Genomic DNA, 16,282 nt, shown 5'->3' with positions numbered 1-16,282 from the left:
TTACCGGGAAGTGATGGAGCTGTTCTCTGCCATCTGCCGGAGCACCTCATCCAGTGTCTGATCCGGTGACGTCGTCATCACATCCTTTGTCATGCACTCACCCACCGGGCGGTCCGTCTCCCCCTGTTGATAATTCGGAAGATCACCAACGGTCACAATACCCACAAGGACGCCATCACGGATCACCGGATAGCCGGTGTGCCGTGTCCGGTTCATCAGGCTACCACCTCTCTACTGGAGGTTTCCGGTGAGAAGTTGATCACCTTTTTCCCCCCCGGAACCATCGCCTCTCCCACGGTAATCATCTGGGCAATGTCCATGTGGTATTCACCGCGATGGGCGTTGGAATCAAGCTTTGTTTCCACCTGTGCCCGGAATATTGTATCTCTGGATGTGACGATATAGGAGATGGCAACCGCCACCATCGCCGGAGGGAGCAGGGAATAATTGTGCGTCATCTCAATAACCATGATCAAAACAGAAATAGGTGCGTTCGCCACCCCCCCACCAAAGAGAGCGATCATACCCACTACCGCAAAGGCAGGGACCGCGGTGATAGCCACAAGCGAGGGAAAACAGAGATGAAGGATCATGCCAACCGCAGCACCCGCCGACCCGCCGATCGTCAGACCGGGTGCAAAGACCCCCCCACCGGATCCCCCCCCGATCCGATGGTAAAGGAGGTCATGAAAATCTTTACAAACGGGATCATGATCAGCACAGAGAGCGGGACCATGTTATACATCATCAGCTGGAGGAATCCATACCCGGAACCGATACTCCCCAGAGCGACCAGCCGGGTTTCCGGAGCAAGGTACCAGAAGATAACGAAGACGAGACCGATAAAGAATGCACCGGTCACGGGTTTGAGTTTTTTCGGCAGTCCGTGACGGGTGAAAAAGCCAGTGAAGAGATCCCGGGTGCCATAGAACGAATGGCAGTAGAGTTTTCCCAGCAGACCACAGACAACACCGAGCAGCGCAAAGAACGGAATCTGCAAGACCGTCCAGGTGATTTCAACCGCACCGAATACCGGTTCGAATCCTTCCAGAATACCAAAGATAGAATACCCGATCACCGAGGCAATAAATGCCGGGATAATGGCAGCGGACTCAAAATCGCGGGTGTAAAGAATTTCTGCGGCGAGAATCGCCCCCCCGAGAGGGGGGGCCTTGAAGATAGTTCCGATACCCGCACCAATGCCGGTGGCAATCGCAATGCGCCGGTATTTCATGGAGAGACCGAGTTTATCAGCCACCAGCGATCCAAACCCGGCGGATATCTGGCTGTCGGCCCCCTCACGCCCTGCGCTTCCGCCGGTCGATATGGTGATAATAGAAGCGACGGCCTTCACCAGAGGTACGCGCCGTCGAATCACCCCCCCGGTCCCATGAAAAGCGGCAACCGCGGCATCAGTTCCGTGCCCTTCTGCTTCAGGTGCAAAGGTATAGACCAGATAACCTGATATCAGCGCACCGATGCATATAATTGGAAGAAACAGGAACCCAACCTCGGGTGGGGGGGCCCACGTAGCAATTTCAGTAATGGACGCCCCCCCTCTGCGGGAAAATCATACCCCCCCAGAGGTACTTCATTACAAAGAGGCCGCCGTATTTCAGACCGCTATAGAAGAGATAGGCACCAAAACCAGAGATTATTCCAACAACAACTCCGATGACCAAAATCTTCTGGAAATCAGAGGTAACATACTTGCCCACCCAGACGACACCTTCTTTTCCTGAATTATTATACGGGAAATGGATAATTCAATGATTTGGTTCTCCCCCCCGGCCTCCACACCCTCGAATTGGGTGGTCTGCTGCCTTTGGTCAGCGGGAGATTACGGGATACCGAATACAGATGTCAGAGCACACCTGAAATCATGGTTTCCGCTGATATAACTATCAGGAGTGCATGACAGAGATAATTGGCTGGAAGTTGCCCGCCATATCAGCATTGGATGGACAGGCTTCTTGTGACCGACACATGCCCGGCAATCTGATATATAGTTTTTTTACTACATAGCCATCACCCTGGATCAACAGGAATCCAGATATGAGATGATGGAAATGATAAAAAGAAACAAACTCACCGCAGCACTCACTGCGGCGGTGGTGGTCGCTGTCGTCTTTGGCATGCTATGCGTGCCCGCGGCGATGGCAAAACCCCAGGGCGGCAGTGATGATGCCGGAACGAATCAGACATTCACGAATGAAGTAAAATCATTCTATGCCACCGGCGGTAACATCACACCGGTAAATTTCACCGAAATCGATTTTGTCACAGGGAAGTGGCAGGGTTTCTATGGTAATGTGAGCGGAGAGTTAGTGCTCGCAAATGATGGCGGCGTGAACAAATTTGTAGAGTGGACCTGGTTAAACAATGGGACAGTATTCGCTGCTGCACAGGAGATGAACTTTACAGAATGGCGTGCACTTGAGGCTAAAAACGCCGCTGCTATTGATACCGCCTTTGGATTTGTTGCAGGAGATTCCGACAGTGCAGATCACACCTTCACCGAGACATCCGATGCACTTGTCATTGCAGGCCAGAGTGTTCCCGGTGTCGCAAACGGGCAGGCAGTGACACTGTCTTCAGCTGCAACTAACTGGGAAACAAACGCATATGCACTGACAGGTGGCACGATAACAGACTATGTATTTGCAGGGAATATCAGTGTCGATGGAACAGCATTTGATGGTACTCCACAGGATTATCAGATGATTGTCCCTGTGACTACTACCGAAGAGTCACAGATCTATTACTTCTACGTGGAGCTGGTGTGATCAGGCTGTTTTTAGAGGGAACAATGTTCAGGGCAGGGACCCTGAACTTACAACCAGTCTACCTCTTTTTTATTTTTGATCCGGGCCCGAACGTTTTATGAGAACTGACACAGTTATAGGAGATACTGGAACCCCCCCCGGTAACCCGGGGATGGAGTGAACGGTGTACCCGTGCGGATCAGTGCTGAACTGACTTCTAAGGAGAATAAGCCGGATGAAAACAGAGACGATAAAACCAGAGAACCGATACGACAGGCCGGAAGTAAAAAACCGTGCACTGTGCATGCTGGCGGCATTGATCCTCATCGTCGGCGGGGGGGCATCGGTGCGGTCTCCGCCCAGACAGGGGGGGATCAGGTCGTGATCAACTCAGGCGACTGGATTGATGTATATACGGGCATCTGCCATGCAAACCTGCACGGCATGGACTCGTATTTTGTCACCGGCCAGACACAGGGCCACACGCTGGCCCGCGTGATGGACCCCCCCACAAAGGCGGTCACCCTCATCGAGTCGGACATTATCCCGATCATGCCAGGGTATCAGGATTATCTGGAATCAGAGGGCTTTACGATCTCAAAAGTGATCAAATCTGCGGGCGGCAGGAAACTTGCCCTGGAACTTGGAAGGGAGAGCGGCACAACGAGGTTCATCGTCATCGATGATGCGTACGGCTACAATGCCATCTCGGTCGCACCCTATTCGATCGTCTCCACATCGTGGGTGATCTTTGCTGACCGGGAGAATATCAACGAAGTAAACAACTTCCTCCGCGGCCGGACGGTCAGCGGAGTGACAATCGTTGGCCAGGTGGACCGTTCGGTCAGTGAGAATCTGGCCCGCTACAACCCGGAGATCATCAACGAAAAGAACGACCGGTTCAGGAACAACATCGCAGTCGTCGACAGGTACCTTGCAGTGAAACCGTCAAATGAAGTCATCATCACAAACGGGGAATTCATCGAGGAAGAGATCATGTCAGGCCGGACACCGGTGATCTTTATCAACAGAAACAGCGCCTCCGACACAACCTTGGACTATGTCAAAGAGAGCAGTTTCGTCGGCGGGACCATCATCGGAAACGATCTCGCCAACGCGGTCAAAATCCTGAAAGACCAGACAGGTCTGGTCTTCTTCATCAAACTCGGGCAGGGCAGGGGGGGAACCGGGGGGGGTTTCTCAGGGGGGGTGGAAGCGCTCGACATGTTTAACCTCCCGAAGTACGAATTCGACGTGACCATCCTCTCAGGCAATTACAACACCATGACAAACTCAGTCAATATCGAATACGGGAACCTCGGCAGCATGGGTGCATTCGGAAAAGGTACCGTTGACCTCTACGCAGACGATAAACTGCTCACCACCATCGGTGACACCGAACCGTTCTTCCTCAGCCCGGAAACAACGACCGGACGGGCATATCAGACCGCGCTCGATGCAGCAGTAATGTCCGGAAAGACACTCCGCGCCCATGTATTCCTCGAATACGGCGAGAGTTCAGGTTCACTCACTGAAGCAATAGAGACCGATATTCTCCTCGGAACAACAAATTTTTCAGACAGTTCCCGCCTGCACATCATCAGGGCCGTATACAACACACAGCTGGAGCAGTTTTCTGTCGTGCTGACTAATCCCGGAAATACCAGATGTTTCGCAAGTGCTGAAGTGGAACTGAGTATTGAAGGGAGACCAGAATTCGTTTCACTCGGAATACCAGCGGAAGTAACGGATGAGACCACACTGAAAGGCAGGTTCAGGCTTACGCCCGCAGATCTCGCAGAGAATCCAACCGTCAGAGTGCATGTGCACTACGGTGAACACGAGAATATGCGGATAAATAGTCTCACCGAAGAGCACGCACTGGAAGTGTATGGTGGTATTAATGAGTTACCCATCGTGCCAATCCTTGTTTCTGTCATCAGCATCCTCGTGGTGTTACTGGGGGGGCAGTGCTGTTCGTGAGAAAAAAGAACGAGTAGACAAAAGTTCCAATCCATGATTCGGGCCTGCCCGAATCACGGATCTTATGGTAACTGATATGAACAAAGGATCGGTAAACCGCAATGCCATGGTCGCCATCATCATCGTAATACTGTGCAGTGTGGGAGTCCAGGCAATACCGGACAACACCACTACACTATGCGTAATTACCGACCGGCAGTGTTACTGCACAGGTGAGAGTGTACAGATTGCGGTGTCAGGCATCCCCCCTCAATGATACCGGAATAAACCTGACAGTGATCAGCCCGGACGATGCCCATTACCGGGCCATACCAAATCAGCCTGACGAATATCTATTCACCGGCACGTCGATAACCGGTATATATCGGGTGGTGGCAGAGAGCACATCAGGACAGGGTAACCATACAGAGTTCGAGGTCAGGGAAGGAACCGCCGGAGCGGACAATATATCCCTGACCACTGAAAAGAAGAGATACGCTCCGGGCGAGACCGTCAGGATTTATTTTAATGCACCACTGGGGGGGATGAACACTACACTCTCCGTCACCGGCCCGGAAAATACGTCGTATACAATACCGCCGAAAGAGAGCAATGAATATACGTTCACTTCCAACTTCACCGGGAGATATAAAGCAACCGTCATCCTTGCCGGAGACAGCAGTGCCGAAAAAGAACCTGAGACAGAGTTTTACATATCAGCACCTGAAATCAAAGTGATAGCCAATAAACCGGTGCAGAACGGGATCACCGTGGGCAAACCGGTCAGGTGGGATCAGCAGGTCACGCTGCACAACTGCGGAGATACACAGATAATGGATTATTCTCCTGACATCCCTCTTCCGGATAAATATTCAAACCTTTCCAGCGCCTCACCCGACACCCGGATCTCTGCCGGTGCCCTGCTGATTGACCTTCTCCCTAACGAAGACCGGATCATCAATATCTCATACGAAACCCCCCCCGCCGTTGAACTTGAGGTAACTGAGGAGACGGTCGACATCTCACAGCTGATCCCGACTGATGCGTTTGACATCGGTATATACAGCGAAATTGGCGTAGAGGATAAACCCAGAATAACCGCCAGGAAGGTCACTGTTAAACACAACACCTCAGTCCATTATACCAACATCCCGGTCACCATCGATGCAACAGAGAACGCTACAGTCATCGAACAAACCTGCGGTACAGAAGGTGAAGAGATCGAGGTGGAACTGAAGGAGAATAACGTTTCCTGGGTTGTTCCACAGCTGTCAGAAAGAACATATCTTGTGCTGGAGGATATGCCCGTCCCCCCCAGACAGAAAAAGGCCATAATTGGTGAACCGGTCGAATGGGAACTGAATTGTCCCGGGACAAAGATCACGTACCCTGACCCCCCCGCACCCTATAGGGAAGAAACCCCCCCTCCGGTGACCGAAAACGGTGTATGGAAAAAAGAAGTGACCATCATAAGCAGCGCCTCGGTGCACTACCATAACGTCACTGCATACACGCCCGTCGGAGAGAGGGACAACATAACGCGGTTATATCTTGTTGAGAACAACACCAGAACAGATGTCACCGACAACCCGGCATACTCTGTCCACTTCTCTGACGGGGTAACCTCGTCCACCAACACGCTGCAGTGGATCGTCCCCCCCTGTTTGTCCAACAGGACATTTGAAATCAATCGGGGGGATCCCTAGGATCAATGTACAGAGTCATCCTGTTATCGGCGGAAACTGGACAGTCGCCTTTACCACCAACGGAATGGCAGACCTGAGGATCACCGCATGTAACTGCACCACATGGGACAACTGTACAGAGGACGGCGACTTGAAATTCCTCGAAGTCAGGAAGGGTAATAACCCCCTCGGAATCTTATAAATGGCAAAACAGCACCGTCCTGATCAAAAATTTCACCTCAACTATAACAAACTATGAGCTCTCAAAAGTACTCACAACCGGCAAACATACCCTGCTGTTCACCTTTGGCAACGATTCCTGCTGTACATGTAACAATGCGAGTGAAAACCTCACGGTCACCAGCATATCATTTGAATATACCGGCGATGAATCACAACTTGTGGAAACCGGGGGGGACATAAAAGAAGACGCAGTCATCACAGTTAACGCAACAGTGAAGAATAACGGAGTGGCAAACATCACCCGCTCTTTCAATGTATCATTCTTTGATGGTGAAGCGGGGAACTGGAGTCAGTGGTTTGCAAACGACACCATGACAGACCTGGATGCAGGTGAGACGAAATCCGCCACCGTCTCATGGACATCTGTCGTAGGGACACATGATATCAGTGTCTGGGTTGATCCTGACAACAACGCAGTAAACAGCACCTACACCAATAGCTCGTCTCTGGATGTTTCTGCCTGGCAGGAATATAACGGAGACATATCAGGAAATATCATACTGGCAGACCCGTCCGGCAATAAGATGCTCTCATGGAACTGGGGGGGCAGTACCAACACAGGAAACATCTATGCAGCGAAACACGGCGCCACCATTAACTGGACAGCGCTTGTGCCCCTGGGGGGGAGAGATGCAACCGGCAGCCAGTCAACAGGAAATGATTTCACAAACGCAGACATCGCTCTCAACCTGATCCCCCCCGACATACATAACGCCACCGGGTTTGTGAACAACAATATCACCCAACTCTTCAGTACAGACGGGATAAATCCCAGAAATACAACAACATTCACCCTGTACGATGGGAGAACGGTTGAGAATATCCCGATCATCAACAGCACAGGTCTGACGAACCATGTGAGTGCTGAGAATGCCCAATACCGAACCGGTATAGTATGGGATATCAGTGACGACACAGGTGATGGTGAATACACTGGCAGTGAGGATCTGGTGTTCGTCACAAATATCAGAACAGTGCACGATTACACACTGGTGTTGCCCTGTGCCCTGAATACAACTGTTGAAGGTGAACTCGATTTCTATGTAGATTTAAAGTGAGAAAGAGACATCGCGTGACCCACGCCGATGAGTGAGATGAACAGAGATGGAAGAAAACAGGAGAAAAATGTCAGATGATTTATTCGGCTTAATCGGTGTGATCATCGTCATCTCAGTGATATGTGCCCCCCCAACTGCATCCGCCGGAACTCATGAAGCAGGAGGAGGCAATATCACCTCAATTAACTTTACTGTATACTCAACAACAAACTACTGGCAGGGTTACTATAGTGGGCCCATACAGTCAGGGATAGATAAATACCCGGATTTCTTTATCAAATCCAGAACGAATGCATCCACGGTCTACAGGGTTGACACCGGTGTCCAGTTCAGACCGGGTGAATATATTCTGGCTACTACAGCCATGCCTTTACTGCATCTTTCAGATCTCAGGGCAGGTAATGTATCAGGAATAGATCTGATAACCGGCACAGGAAGTGATTCCGGCACCAACACCTTCACTGCTATCGATGAATATCGCAATATCATAGGCATAGGGGGGGATATATCCAATGTGCCGACAGCACATGTGGGTAATTTCAGAGAGGGTCTATTACAGGATATTAATGGTAATCTTGTCTTTATCATCCCGATTGATGAGAAAATAGTGGGTTATGACGGAGGGTTGTACAATTTCCAGTTTTTGCTCCCGACAAATGCAACAAATCCCCCTCACATACTACCTCTATTACCTTTCGGGACTACCCTCACCCACACCAGCCCCGGCTCCGGGTCATCATCACCGTACCCATCCACCTCCAGTGGCACCCCACAGAATGTAACCCAACAGCAGATACTGGTGTTTAATACAACGGGGGGGATAATATTCTCAGATGGAAAAGGTATTCTGCAGAGATCAGAAATCATCTATACCGCTGACAGGAGAGCAAGCCTCTACATACAAAGCGGTACACAGGCACTCACCGCCGATAAACGGCATCTGGAAAAGGTTACTATCACCTCAGTTAATGATATTCCACCGCCACCGGCATCCCACTGTATTTTTGCGGATCATGCTGTGGAGACATTCCCTCCGGGGGGGCAACATTTGAGCCACCAATTGATTTGACATTCTATCTCACCGAAGAGGAATGGAATGCGTCTGAGAAAGAACAAACCTTTGTAATTAAATGCCACAATGCTATAACAGGCGATTGGGAGAATTGTTCAACTTCTGTTGACCCGAACACCCGTACTGTTACCGGGAAGATCGATCATTTCAGCATTTTTGCACTCACACAACCTACCACTACTGTCCTATCACCGACAGAATCTACACCGGATGATTCCTTTTTGGGAGGTTTACTATTAGTCTTTTTGAGGATCGGGAGTATACTTGCACTTATTCTTATACCTATTCTCGGTGGTTTATATCTGTACAAGCTGAAGAACAGATCAAGATAATTTCGGGCTAAATGACTGATACCGGCGCTCGTGATGGGGGGGGCAAAGGGAATATATCATCCCCCGATGCCCTGCCTCTCAGACATATGACAAAATCTATGAGAATAAAATAACGGTGAAAAGAATAAACTACCTATGCTGTGATCTTCTTCAGCACCCACGCCAGATTCTTTCCAAGATCCTCCATTGTCTTTCGGGCCTCCTGATCAGCATCTACATCACCGGGATTCAGGCCGATGCCCAGATTCCAGTAGGACGAACCGACTGTCACCATCCCCCCCGATATGCCGAAGAGATGGTTGATGGAATCAAGGACATGGATAGCACCCGCCCGACGAACCGCCGCCACCGCCGCACCTGCCTTCCGGTTGAGAAGACCTCCGTTTGCAAGAGCAACAAAGCCTGCCCGATCAATGAGTGCCTTTATCTCCGGTGTGAGGTCGGCAAAATAGGTCGGACTGCCGATGATGATGCCGTCTGCTGCAAACATCTTTTCCATCCATTCGTTCACCGGGTCGCCCGTGAGCACACATCTGTGGTTCAACGTCTCCGCACACTTCATGCAGGCCATGCAGCCGTGTACACACTTGCCTCCCACCTGCACAATCTCAGTCTCAATACCCTGCTCTTCGAGGGTCTCGCAGACTATCCGCAGCAGGCGGATGGTATTGCCATCTCTTCTCGGGCTTCCGTTAAATGCTACAACTTTCATCGGCATATCCTCATGATTACTTCAAAAAGGAGATATTTAATTCTGCGGTATACTCCGCAAATCACGAGATTAATCTCTTGAATTGTAAAGAAACAGGAGAAGATGCCGATGACAAAACAGGCAGAGACAGAAAAAAGAGTGATCGGAGAAATGGTATCCGGGTTACCACCCGAATATCGCACCAATGACCGTATCCATTGCTCCGCCGTAGTTTGTCGCAAAGAGAACCATCCCAGTGAAAGAACGATCAATATCGCAAAGATCACCGGGTTCCATGCGAGGACTTTCTTCCCGTCCAGCACACTGATTGGCAGCATATTGAAAAAGGCAATCATACCGTTCACTGAGAGACCCATCGTTCCGATGATAATGACCGGCAACATCTGCACGGCAAATCCTGCGACGATAATCGCAAAGAATAGCACACCAAGCAGAGGTTCACCACCGGGCCCGCTACGGATATGATACCGTTCTCTTTTTTACTCATATCACGGCCGGGCTGTCCATATATGACAGTTGCCCCCGGTGCGGCAAAGACCACACCTACAAGGGCGGCAAGTGCCACACCCATGAGAAGCATCCCGTTGTCCTTCCTGAATGCCGCATAATACCCAAACTTCATCGCCGTGAACTTGTGTGCCATCTCGTGGAGAATAAAGGCGGCACCCACTGTGATGACCGATATGACGAATATGAATAGCAGGTCTGTCCACGTATCCCAGCCCCCCCGCGGATAAACACGAGGGTGAACGCGAGAGCAAGCGCGAGACACGCAATGCTCAGATCCTTACGTTCCTCGCGGTCAATTTTATCGGTGATCATGAATGAGTATATTTTTCAACTCCTCTGTATTCAATATGTTGTTACCTGCCGCATGCCACCTGACAGAAGAGATCCTTTTTTACGTTTCGGGCAGAAGAGAGGATAGTATGACACTTGAAAGCGTCCGTGAAGAGATCTGCCGCATTGACTACGCGTTAATAGACCTCATCGCAGAACGTCAGCATCTCGCGGCAGCAGTCATCGGGGGGGAGAAACACCAGACTGGTGCCCCGGTAACGGATCCGGATCAGCGCACCCTTGTACTGAACCGGGCCTTTGAGTATGCCGTCACCCAAAATATTGACCCGGTGGAAGTGCGGAAGATCTTTGATATACTCATTGCGATGAACGAAGAACGACAAAAGGAATATTCGGGGGGGGAAGGAAACCTACCCTGACCTCCGCCCTTATCTTTCTCTTACCCGTCCGTCATCTAAAAATGATAGTGTTTGCGCAGGAAATCCCGTATCTTTTCTGATTCCAGACATCGCTGATCCAGACGGTGGACGATATTGTCAATCTCCTCTACCTGCGCTGCCAGGGTATCATAATGCGCTGCATCTCCATTTTCTGCCAGCCCCCCCAGGATCACCTGCAGGGGATTTCGTATGTGGTCATTGAGAATCGAGAATTCCTCCATGTTCCGTTCAACCTGCGATATGGCCTCCGCCTTCTGCTCTTCAAGACGCCGTGATCGGATACCATAGGCGATATCATTGGCAAGCGCCTGCAGGGTGGTCAGTTCCTGTTCTGTCACCGTCGCAGACGACCGTATATAAACCTGGAGCACACCTTCCACCTGGTCGCCTGCAATCATTGGGAGGATAAAGACATCAATCTCTTCAGCCGTGCCTGTCTCAGTGTCCCCGATAGTCCACGGGGGGGAGTAACTCACCATCTTTGATGAAACTGCTTCGGCCGGAGCAGTTGATGTGCTGATAAACACTGCATCTGTCTCCCTGAATGCCGGAGATGAGATTCCGGACGGAACCAGTTCTCCGTCGCTGCAAAGGGCAATGGAGACAACATAATACTGGTCAAGGCGGCTAAACTCTATGCAGGCAGCAGACAACAGGTTGGTTGTATCATTCTCATAGATGATGAGCTGGATGATCCCGTTTGCAACGGCGATCAGCCGTTCAGACTGGTTTTTTCCGGTCTCATCGGTGATAGAGACTGCAATTTGGTAACTGTCAGGAATAAACGAGAGTGTAACACAGGTATCATGCACCATCTTCTGCATCCAGCAGACCAACAGATGGCAATGTGCGGGGGGGAGCCATCGTTCCTGCAAACATCTGGACAGCATTCTCACGGAATCCGATACGATCCTCTCTCGTCACCAGATCTGCAAAGCCATATGCCCACTGAGAAGCATGCCGAGGGGGGGATAGCCCACCAGTTCAGCACCGGTACGGTTGGTATTCACGATGGTGCCGTCAGCGTTCAAAAGGAACATGCCGGTTCCCGTATTCTCAAAGATCGTACGGTACATCATCTCTGACCGGTTCAGCGCATTTTCCACGCCCCCCCGCTGTTCGGTGAGATCCGCCACCAGCACCCTCAGCCCGGTGACAATGCCTTTCTCTGTCATACGACGGCAGTAGACCATGGCAGGGAACCGGGTGCCGTCCTGCCGAACTCCGTTAAACTCGTTACTGAGAATGGTATCCTTTACCAGACATACCTGAAACATTTCCCTCAGTTCAGGCTGTTCACCGGATGAGATGAGAGCAAAGATCGTGAGCCCTTCCATCCAGTCTGCCTCATCATAACCAAAAAAGGATTCCGTTGTCAGATTTCGGAACAGAATACCTCCGTCAGCCTCTACTTCAAAGGCCGGCACAGGAAGAAAATCAGCAAAGTCACGGAACCGTCGCTCACTCTCAGTCAGAGTCTTCTGGGCAGTCACCCATGCAGTGATGTCACGCATCGCGAGCACAAACTGGGTCTCACCATGCAGCTCATAAGAGGATATGGCCACTTCCACCGGAAACCGCGCCCCACCTTTTCCCCGTGCCCTGATCTCGATATGACCATCCGTGATGCTGACACGCCCCACCTCCATTGCGGAGGAGAGATAGGGGGGGAGAGCATCCGGGAAGAGGTCTTTTACCCGGTGAGACTGCATCTCTTCGAGAGAATACCCGAATATCACACATCCATACCGGTTCACATCCAGTATTCGCTCCGGCATACCGTTACTATCACAGTTGCCGATGATCAGACACTCCCGCGCATTGGAAAAGACTGCCTTCAGGGTCTCCACATTTTTGGTGAGTGCCGTTTCCGCCTCCCGGAGTGCGGTGATATCACGGCCGATCATAATTGACCCGGAGATGGTGCCATCGCTCTGGTAGTGGGCGTGTACATTCCACTGCACCACATGCCTTTGGCCGTCGTTTCCGACAGTCACTGACTCTACCATTCCGGCAGGGTGCTCCGGACTGAGGGATGAAAGAAATTCCTCCATTCCCCCCCCGCAACGTCCCTAAAGAATACCGGGACATACGGTTTTCCCATGATGGTTCCAGGCATAATATCCGCAAGGGTGCAGTAGGCGTCATTCACATACGCAACCGTGCCTGCCCCCCCAGTCATCCAGAGCAGAGGATCACTCACACTGCCAATCAAACGGGAAAATCGCTCTTCCTCACTGTGCAGCTGTACCGAAAGGTACGATACCAGCAGACTGACCGCGACAAAGAGCGCCACCCTCCCCCCCAGCTGTAACGATAATCAGGGTGGAGCTGCCAAATCCTGCCACAATAAGCAGATAAGAGAGGCCGACACCGACTGCAAAGAGAGGAACCTTCCGGTGAAACCAGTAGGCCTCCAGGATGATCGGGATATAGAAGAGATGGGCCAGCAGGATCGTGACCCCCGGCGGAGAGACCTGTCGTCACCACCACAAACGATAGGAGCGTCAGGCTGGCAATAACAACTAATCTCATTGCCCTTTGAGAATCCTGGCCGTTTCCCGCCATATTCATAGGACAATTTCGGCCATAATGGGATAAATAGGTGCCGAAGCGGTCATTCCGCTTCAGGGCAGGTGGATCATTGTTCCTACACCATTATCGGTGAACAATTCCAGGAGCAGATTATGTTCACGGTTGCCGTTGATGATATGTGCCGACCGGACACCGTGGTTTAATGCATACAGACAGGATTCGAGTTTGGGAATCATGCCGCCCACGATAGTTCCGTCAGTGACAAGCGATTCTGCTTCTTCTATTGTGAGGCGCTGGTAGGTGCGGGTCCGGTTCGCATTCATCACGCCGTCGATATCCGAGAGATTGATGAGTTTGTCGGCATGCAGGGCGACGGCAATCTCCCCCCCTGCAGCGGTGTCGGCATTGACATTCAGGGAATGTCCCTTCCGGTCGATTGCGACCGGAGCGACCACTGGGATGTAGTGGTTTTCCAGCAGGACTTCAAGTATCCGGGGGGGGTTGACCTCATCGATATCACCGACAAGCCCGAGGTCGACTTCATGGGAAGTCTCATCCACCATCACCGTCTTTGTCCCTGCCTTGCGGGCAATGAGAAGGTTGCCGTCATTACCGGATAGGCCTACCCCGAGAGCACCAAACTTTGCGATGTCAGAGACAATATTGTCGTTAATCTTACCCACCAGCACCATCTGGGCAATCTCCATCGTTTCGGTATCGGTGATACGCAGACCCGCCACAAACTTCGGTTTCTTGCCCATCGCCTCCATCTTCTCGGTGATCTCCGGTCCGCCGCCGTGGACGAGTACAACGTTTATTCCCACATACCGCAGGAGGACAACGTCCTGAATAGCGGTATCAAGGATCGTATGATCCACCATTGCATGCCCACCGAGTTTGATGACAATCGTCTTCCCGTGGAACTTCTGGATGTAGGGCATCGCCTCCATCAGCACATCTTCGCTTTTCATGTCGTATACTTCCCGTTTATCTCAACATACTGTTCCGTGAGATCACAACCCCCCCCAGGCCGCAGCCGCAGCGCTGCCTATACCGAGTGCCACTTCAAAAATAATCTCTTTCCCCCCCATCAGATGCCGCTTTTGCAAGTGCCTCCGGGTGCATCAGATTATCGGCACATATTTTGCCCTTCTCTGCCAGAACCACCCGTTGGCTACCATCTGTCACCGCAATGGTCGCGGTGAAGGGATCAAAGTCCACCCCCCCGGCACGTCCGCGGCCGCAATGATCCGACCCCCCCAGTTCGGATCTTCACCGTAGACCGCGGTCTTCACCAGGGGGGGAGATCCCACGACTGTCCGAGCCACTGCCGCTGCATCCTCTTCGGTCTGAGCGCCGGTCACCCTGACCTCAATTAACTTTGTCGCTCCCTCTCCGTCTGCGGCAATCTGGCGTGCAAGAGAGATGCAGACTTCTTCCAGTGCTTCCTGGAAGACAGCCATATCCGGCGTTTCGCGACGGCCTGTCGCCGTGCAGAAGACGCAGTCATTGGTTGAGGTGTCGCCGTCGACGACCACCCGGTTAAAACTCCGGTTGGCCGCTGTCTGCAGGGCCTCCTGCAGGGCCGGTGCCGGTATCGCGGCATCGGTGTAGACGAAGGCAAGCATCGTGCCCATATTCGGGGGGGCGATCATACCGCTTCCCTTGGTGATACCTGCCACCACAAAGCCGTCGCGCACCACTGCTGCATGTTTCTCAACAAGATCGGTTGTCATGATGGCCCGTGCGGCATCCGTCTCTGCCGAGGCATCACTGCGGAGCATGTCACCTGCCTCTGCAATCTGGCGGGTCACCGTCTCCATCTTCATATACCGGCCGATCACCCCCCCCGTTGATGCGACACCGATGCGTTCCGGGACGGTGCCGAGCACGGCCGCTGCATCCTTCGCCATCCGGCAGGCGTCGGCATATCCCTTTTCACCGGTAAAGACATTGGCATTCCCCGCGTTGACGACGATGCCATCCAGGGTGCCTGCCGCAATGCGCTCACGCATCAGGCGGACCGGCTCTGCTGAGACCAGATTTTTGGTGAATACGGCAGCGGCAGTGCCGGATGCGGCGATGAGGGCAATACCGTATTTACCCTCACGCACACCGGCTGCCCGGACCCTTCAACAAGACAGATGCTCTGCATTACTCCTCCAGCCCGCCGTAGCGGGATCCCAGACCGCGTACCAGGTCGGCCCGGGTCACAATACCCACAAGATTGTCGCCTTCAACGACCAGCAGGCGGGCAATGCCCTCTTTCATCATGATATGGGCTGCTTCCTCAATATCCACATCCGGTGCGGTGCAGATGAGATCATCTGACATCACCTCTGATATGGGCATACTACCAATGTCAGAGAGAGCATCTTTCGTCTTTTCCCAGTTCATCAGTTCACGAATGGGGGGGATCTCTATCACCTCAAATGGTGACGGCAGCCAGAGGTCATCACTGATCTCCGGCATCGTAAGCAGGGAGAGGATATCCGTCTCTGTTACAATACCGACCGGTTTTTCATCTTCTGTAACCGGTATCCCACCAATACGGTTCTTCTTCATTAGGAGCGACACCTTGCTTACCGGAGTATCCGGGGTGACCGATATCGGCCTGGGGGGTCATTACATCTTGTACTTTCATCGTTTGTTCACCGCTGTTTATCAGGGTTGGAGG

16 protein-coding genes and 2 pseudogenes are annotated in these 16,282 nt (G+C 52.0%); 7 read left to right on the top strand and 11 right to left on the bottom strand.

The window, feature by feature from the left end; all coding sequences use genetic code 11:
* The 3 genes and pseudogenes from JCM10550_RS21635 to JCM10550_RS21630 form a co-directional block, all read right to left on the bottom strand.
* The gene (locus JCM10550_RS21635) at positions 1 to 216 is read right to left on the bottom strand and encodes a CBS domain-containing protein (protein ID WP_281175231.1); all 216 of its coding nucleotides are present in this window, start codon (positions 214 to 216) and stop codon (positions 1 to 3) included.
* Positions 216 to 1,456, bottom strand: a pseudogene (locus JCM10550_RS02825) (chloride channel protein). The gene JCM10550_RS21635 and the pseudogene JCM10550_RS02825 overlap by 1 nt, the downstream one beginning before the upstream one ends.
* An 82-nt stretch (positions 1,457 to 1,538) precedes the next feature.
* Complete coding sequence (locus tag JCM10550_RS21630; RefSeq protein ID WP_245618650.1) at positions 1,539 to 1,718, bottom strand: hypothetical protein; 180 nt, start codon at positions 1,716 to 1,718, stop codon at positions 1,539 to 1,541.
* 342 nt (positions 1,719 to 2,060) lie between these two features.
* Between JCM10550_RS21630 and JCM10550_RS02820 the strand changes: the two genes are divergently transcribed.
* From JCM10550_RS02820 to JCM10550_RS02800, 6 genes are all read left to right on the top strand, one after another.
* A complete protein-coding gene (locus tag JCM10550_RS02820) occupies positions 2,061 to 2,786 on the top strand; it encodes a hypothetical protein (RefSeq protein WP_062396813.1) in 726 nt (241 codons plus the stop codon).
* A gap of 156 nt (positions 2,787 to 2,942) precedes the next feature.
* Positions 2,943 to 4,748: a hypothetical protein gene (locus tag JCM10550_RS02815; RefSeq protein ID WP_062396811.1), complete on the top strand. Its 1,806-nt coding sequence runs from the start codon at positions 2,943 to 2,945 to the stop codon at positions 4,746 to 4,748.
* Positions 4,749 to 4,824: 76 nt separating this feature from the next.
* Complete coding sequence (locus tag JCM10550_RS17990) at positions 4,825 to 5,004, top strand: hypothetical protein (protein ID WP_157199862.1); 180 nt, start codon at positions 4,825 to 4,827, stop codon at positions 5,002 to 5,004.
* Positions 4,976 to 6,433: a hypothetical protein gene (locus JCM10550_RS02810; protein ID WP_062396810.1), complete on the top strand. Its 1,458-nt coding sequence runs from the start codon at positions 4,976 to 4,978 to the stop codon at positions 6,431 to 6,433. The genes JCM10550_RS17990 and JCM10550_RS02810 overlap by 29 nt, the downstream gene beginning before the upstream one ends.
* Before the next feature lie 380 nt (positions 6,434 to 6,813).
* Positions 6,814 to 7,713, top strand: coding sequence for a CARDB domain-containing protein (locus tag JCM10550_RS02805; RefSeq protein ID WP_062396808.1), 900 nt, complete (start codon positions 6,814 to 6,816; stop codon positions 7,711 to 7,713).
* A gap of 67 nt (positions 7,714 to 7,780) precedes the next feature.
* Positions 7,781 to 8,782: a hypothetical protein gene (locus tag JCM10550_RS02800; protein WP_218185083.1), complete on the top strand. Its 1,002-nt coding sequence runs from the start codon at positions 7,781 to 7,783 to the stop codon at positions 8,780 to 8,782.
* 468 nt (positions 8,783 to 9,250) lie between these two features.
* On the opposite strand, the gene JCM10550_RS02795 is transcribed toward JCM10550_RS02800, so the two are convergent.
* Both JCM10550_RS02795 and JCM10550_RS21625 read right to left on the bottom strand, forming a co-directional pair.
* The gene (locus JCM10550_RS02795; RefSeq protein ID WP_062397007.1) at positions 9,251 to 9,829 is read right to left on the bottom strand and encodes a flavodoxin family protein; all 579 of its coding nucleotides are present in this window, start codon (positions 9,827 to 9,829) and stop codon (positions 9,251 to 9,253) included.
* Positions 9,830 to 10,169: 340 nt separating this feature from the next.
* Complete coding sequence (locus tag JCM10550_RS21625) at positions 10,170 to 10,499, bottom strand: hypothetical protein (protein WP_245618649.1); 330 nt, start codon at positions 10,497 to 10,499, stop codon at positions 10,170 to 10,172.
* 259 nt (positions 10,500 to 10,758) lie between these two features.
* On the opposite strand from JCM10550_RS21625, the gene JCM10550_RS02785 reads away from it, so the two are divergent.
* Positions 10,759 to 11,049, top strand: coding sequence for a chorismate mutase (locus JCM10550_RS02785; protein ID WP_062396804.1), 291 nt, complete (start codon positions 10,759 to 10,761; stop codon positions 11,047 to 11,049).
* A gap of 35 nt (positions 11,050 to 11,084) precedes the next feature.
* Here JCM10550_RS02785 and JCM10550_RS02780 read toward each other — a convergent pair whose 3' ends face one another.
* The 6 genes and pseudogenes from JCM10550_RS02780 to JCM10550_RS02755 form a co-directional block, all read right to left on the bottom strand.
* Positions 11,085 to 11,885 carry a hypothetical protein gene (locus JCM10550_RS02780; RefSeq protein WP_157199861.1) on the bottom strand — a complete coding sequence of 267 codons (801 nt, stop codon included), beginning with the start codon at positions 11,883 to 11,885 and terminating at the stop codon, positions 11,085 to 11,087.
* Positions 11,886 to 11,990: 105 nt separating this feature from the next.
* On the bottom strand, positions 11,991 to 13,079 hold the full coding sequence (locus JCM10550_RS02775; protein ID WP_062396800.1) for a PAS domain S-box protein: 1,089 nt from the start codon (positions 13,077 to 13,079) through the stop codon (positions 11,991 to 11,993).
* A complete protein-coding gene (locus tag JCM10550_RS02770; protein WP_062396798.1) occupies positions 13,073 to 13,366 on the bottom strand; it encodes a hypothetical protein in 294 nt (97 codons plus the stop codon). The genes JCM10550_RS02775 and JCM10550_RS02770 overlap by 7 nt, the downstream gene beginning before the upstream one ends.
* Positions 13,367 to 13,697: 331 nt before the next feature.
* Positions 13,698 to 14,576 carry an acetylglutamate kinase gene (argB, locus tag JCM10550_RS02765; RefSeq protein WP_062396796.1) on the bottom strand — a complete coding sequence of 293 codons (879 nt, stop codon included), beginning with the start codon at positions 14,574 to 14,576 and terminating at the stop codon, positions 13,698 to 13,700.
* Positions 14,573 to 15,760, bottom strand: a pseudogene (gene argJ, locus JCM10550_RS02760) (bifunctional glutamate N-acetyltransferase/amino-acid acetyltransferase ArgJ). The gene argB and the pseudogene argJ overlap by 4 nt, the downstream one beginning before the upstream one ends.
* A complete protein-coding gene (locus JCM10550_RS02755; protein ID WP_245618648.1) occupies positions 15,760 to 16,170 on the bottom strand; it encodes a CBS domain-containing protein in 411 nt (136 codons plus the stop codon). Before JCM10550_RS02755 ends, argJ begins: the two are co-directional and overlap by 1 nt.
* Between the last annotated feature and the right edge of the window lie 112 nt (positions 16,171 to 16,282).

The sequence above is a fragment of the Methanogenium cariaci JCM 10550 genome (assembly GCF_001315945.1).
Taxonomy (GTDB): Archaea; Halobacteriota; Methanomicrobia; order Methanomicrobiales; family Methanomicrobiaceae; genus Methanogenium; species Methanogenium cariaci.
Note: the sequence above shows the minus strand (reverse complement) of the source record. Positions and strands in the feature narration are given on the sequence as shown.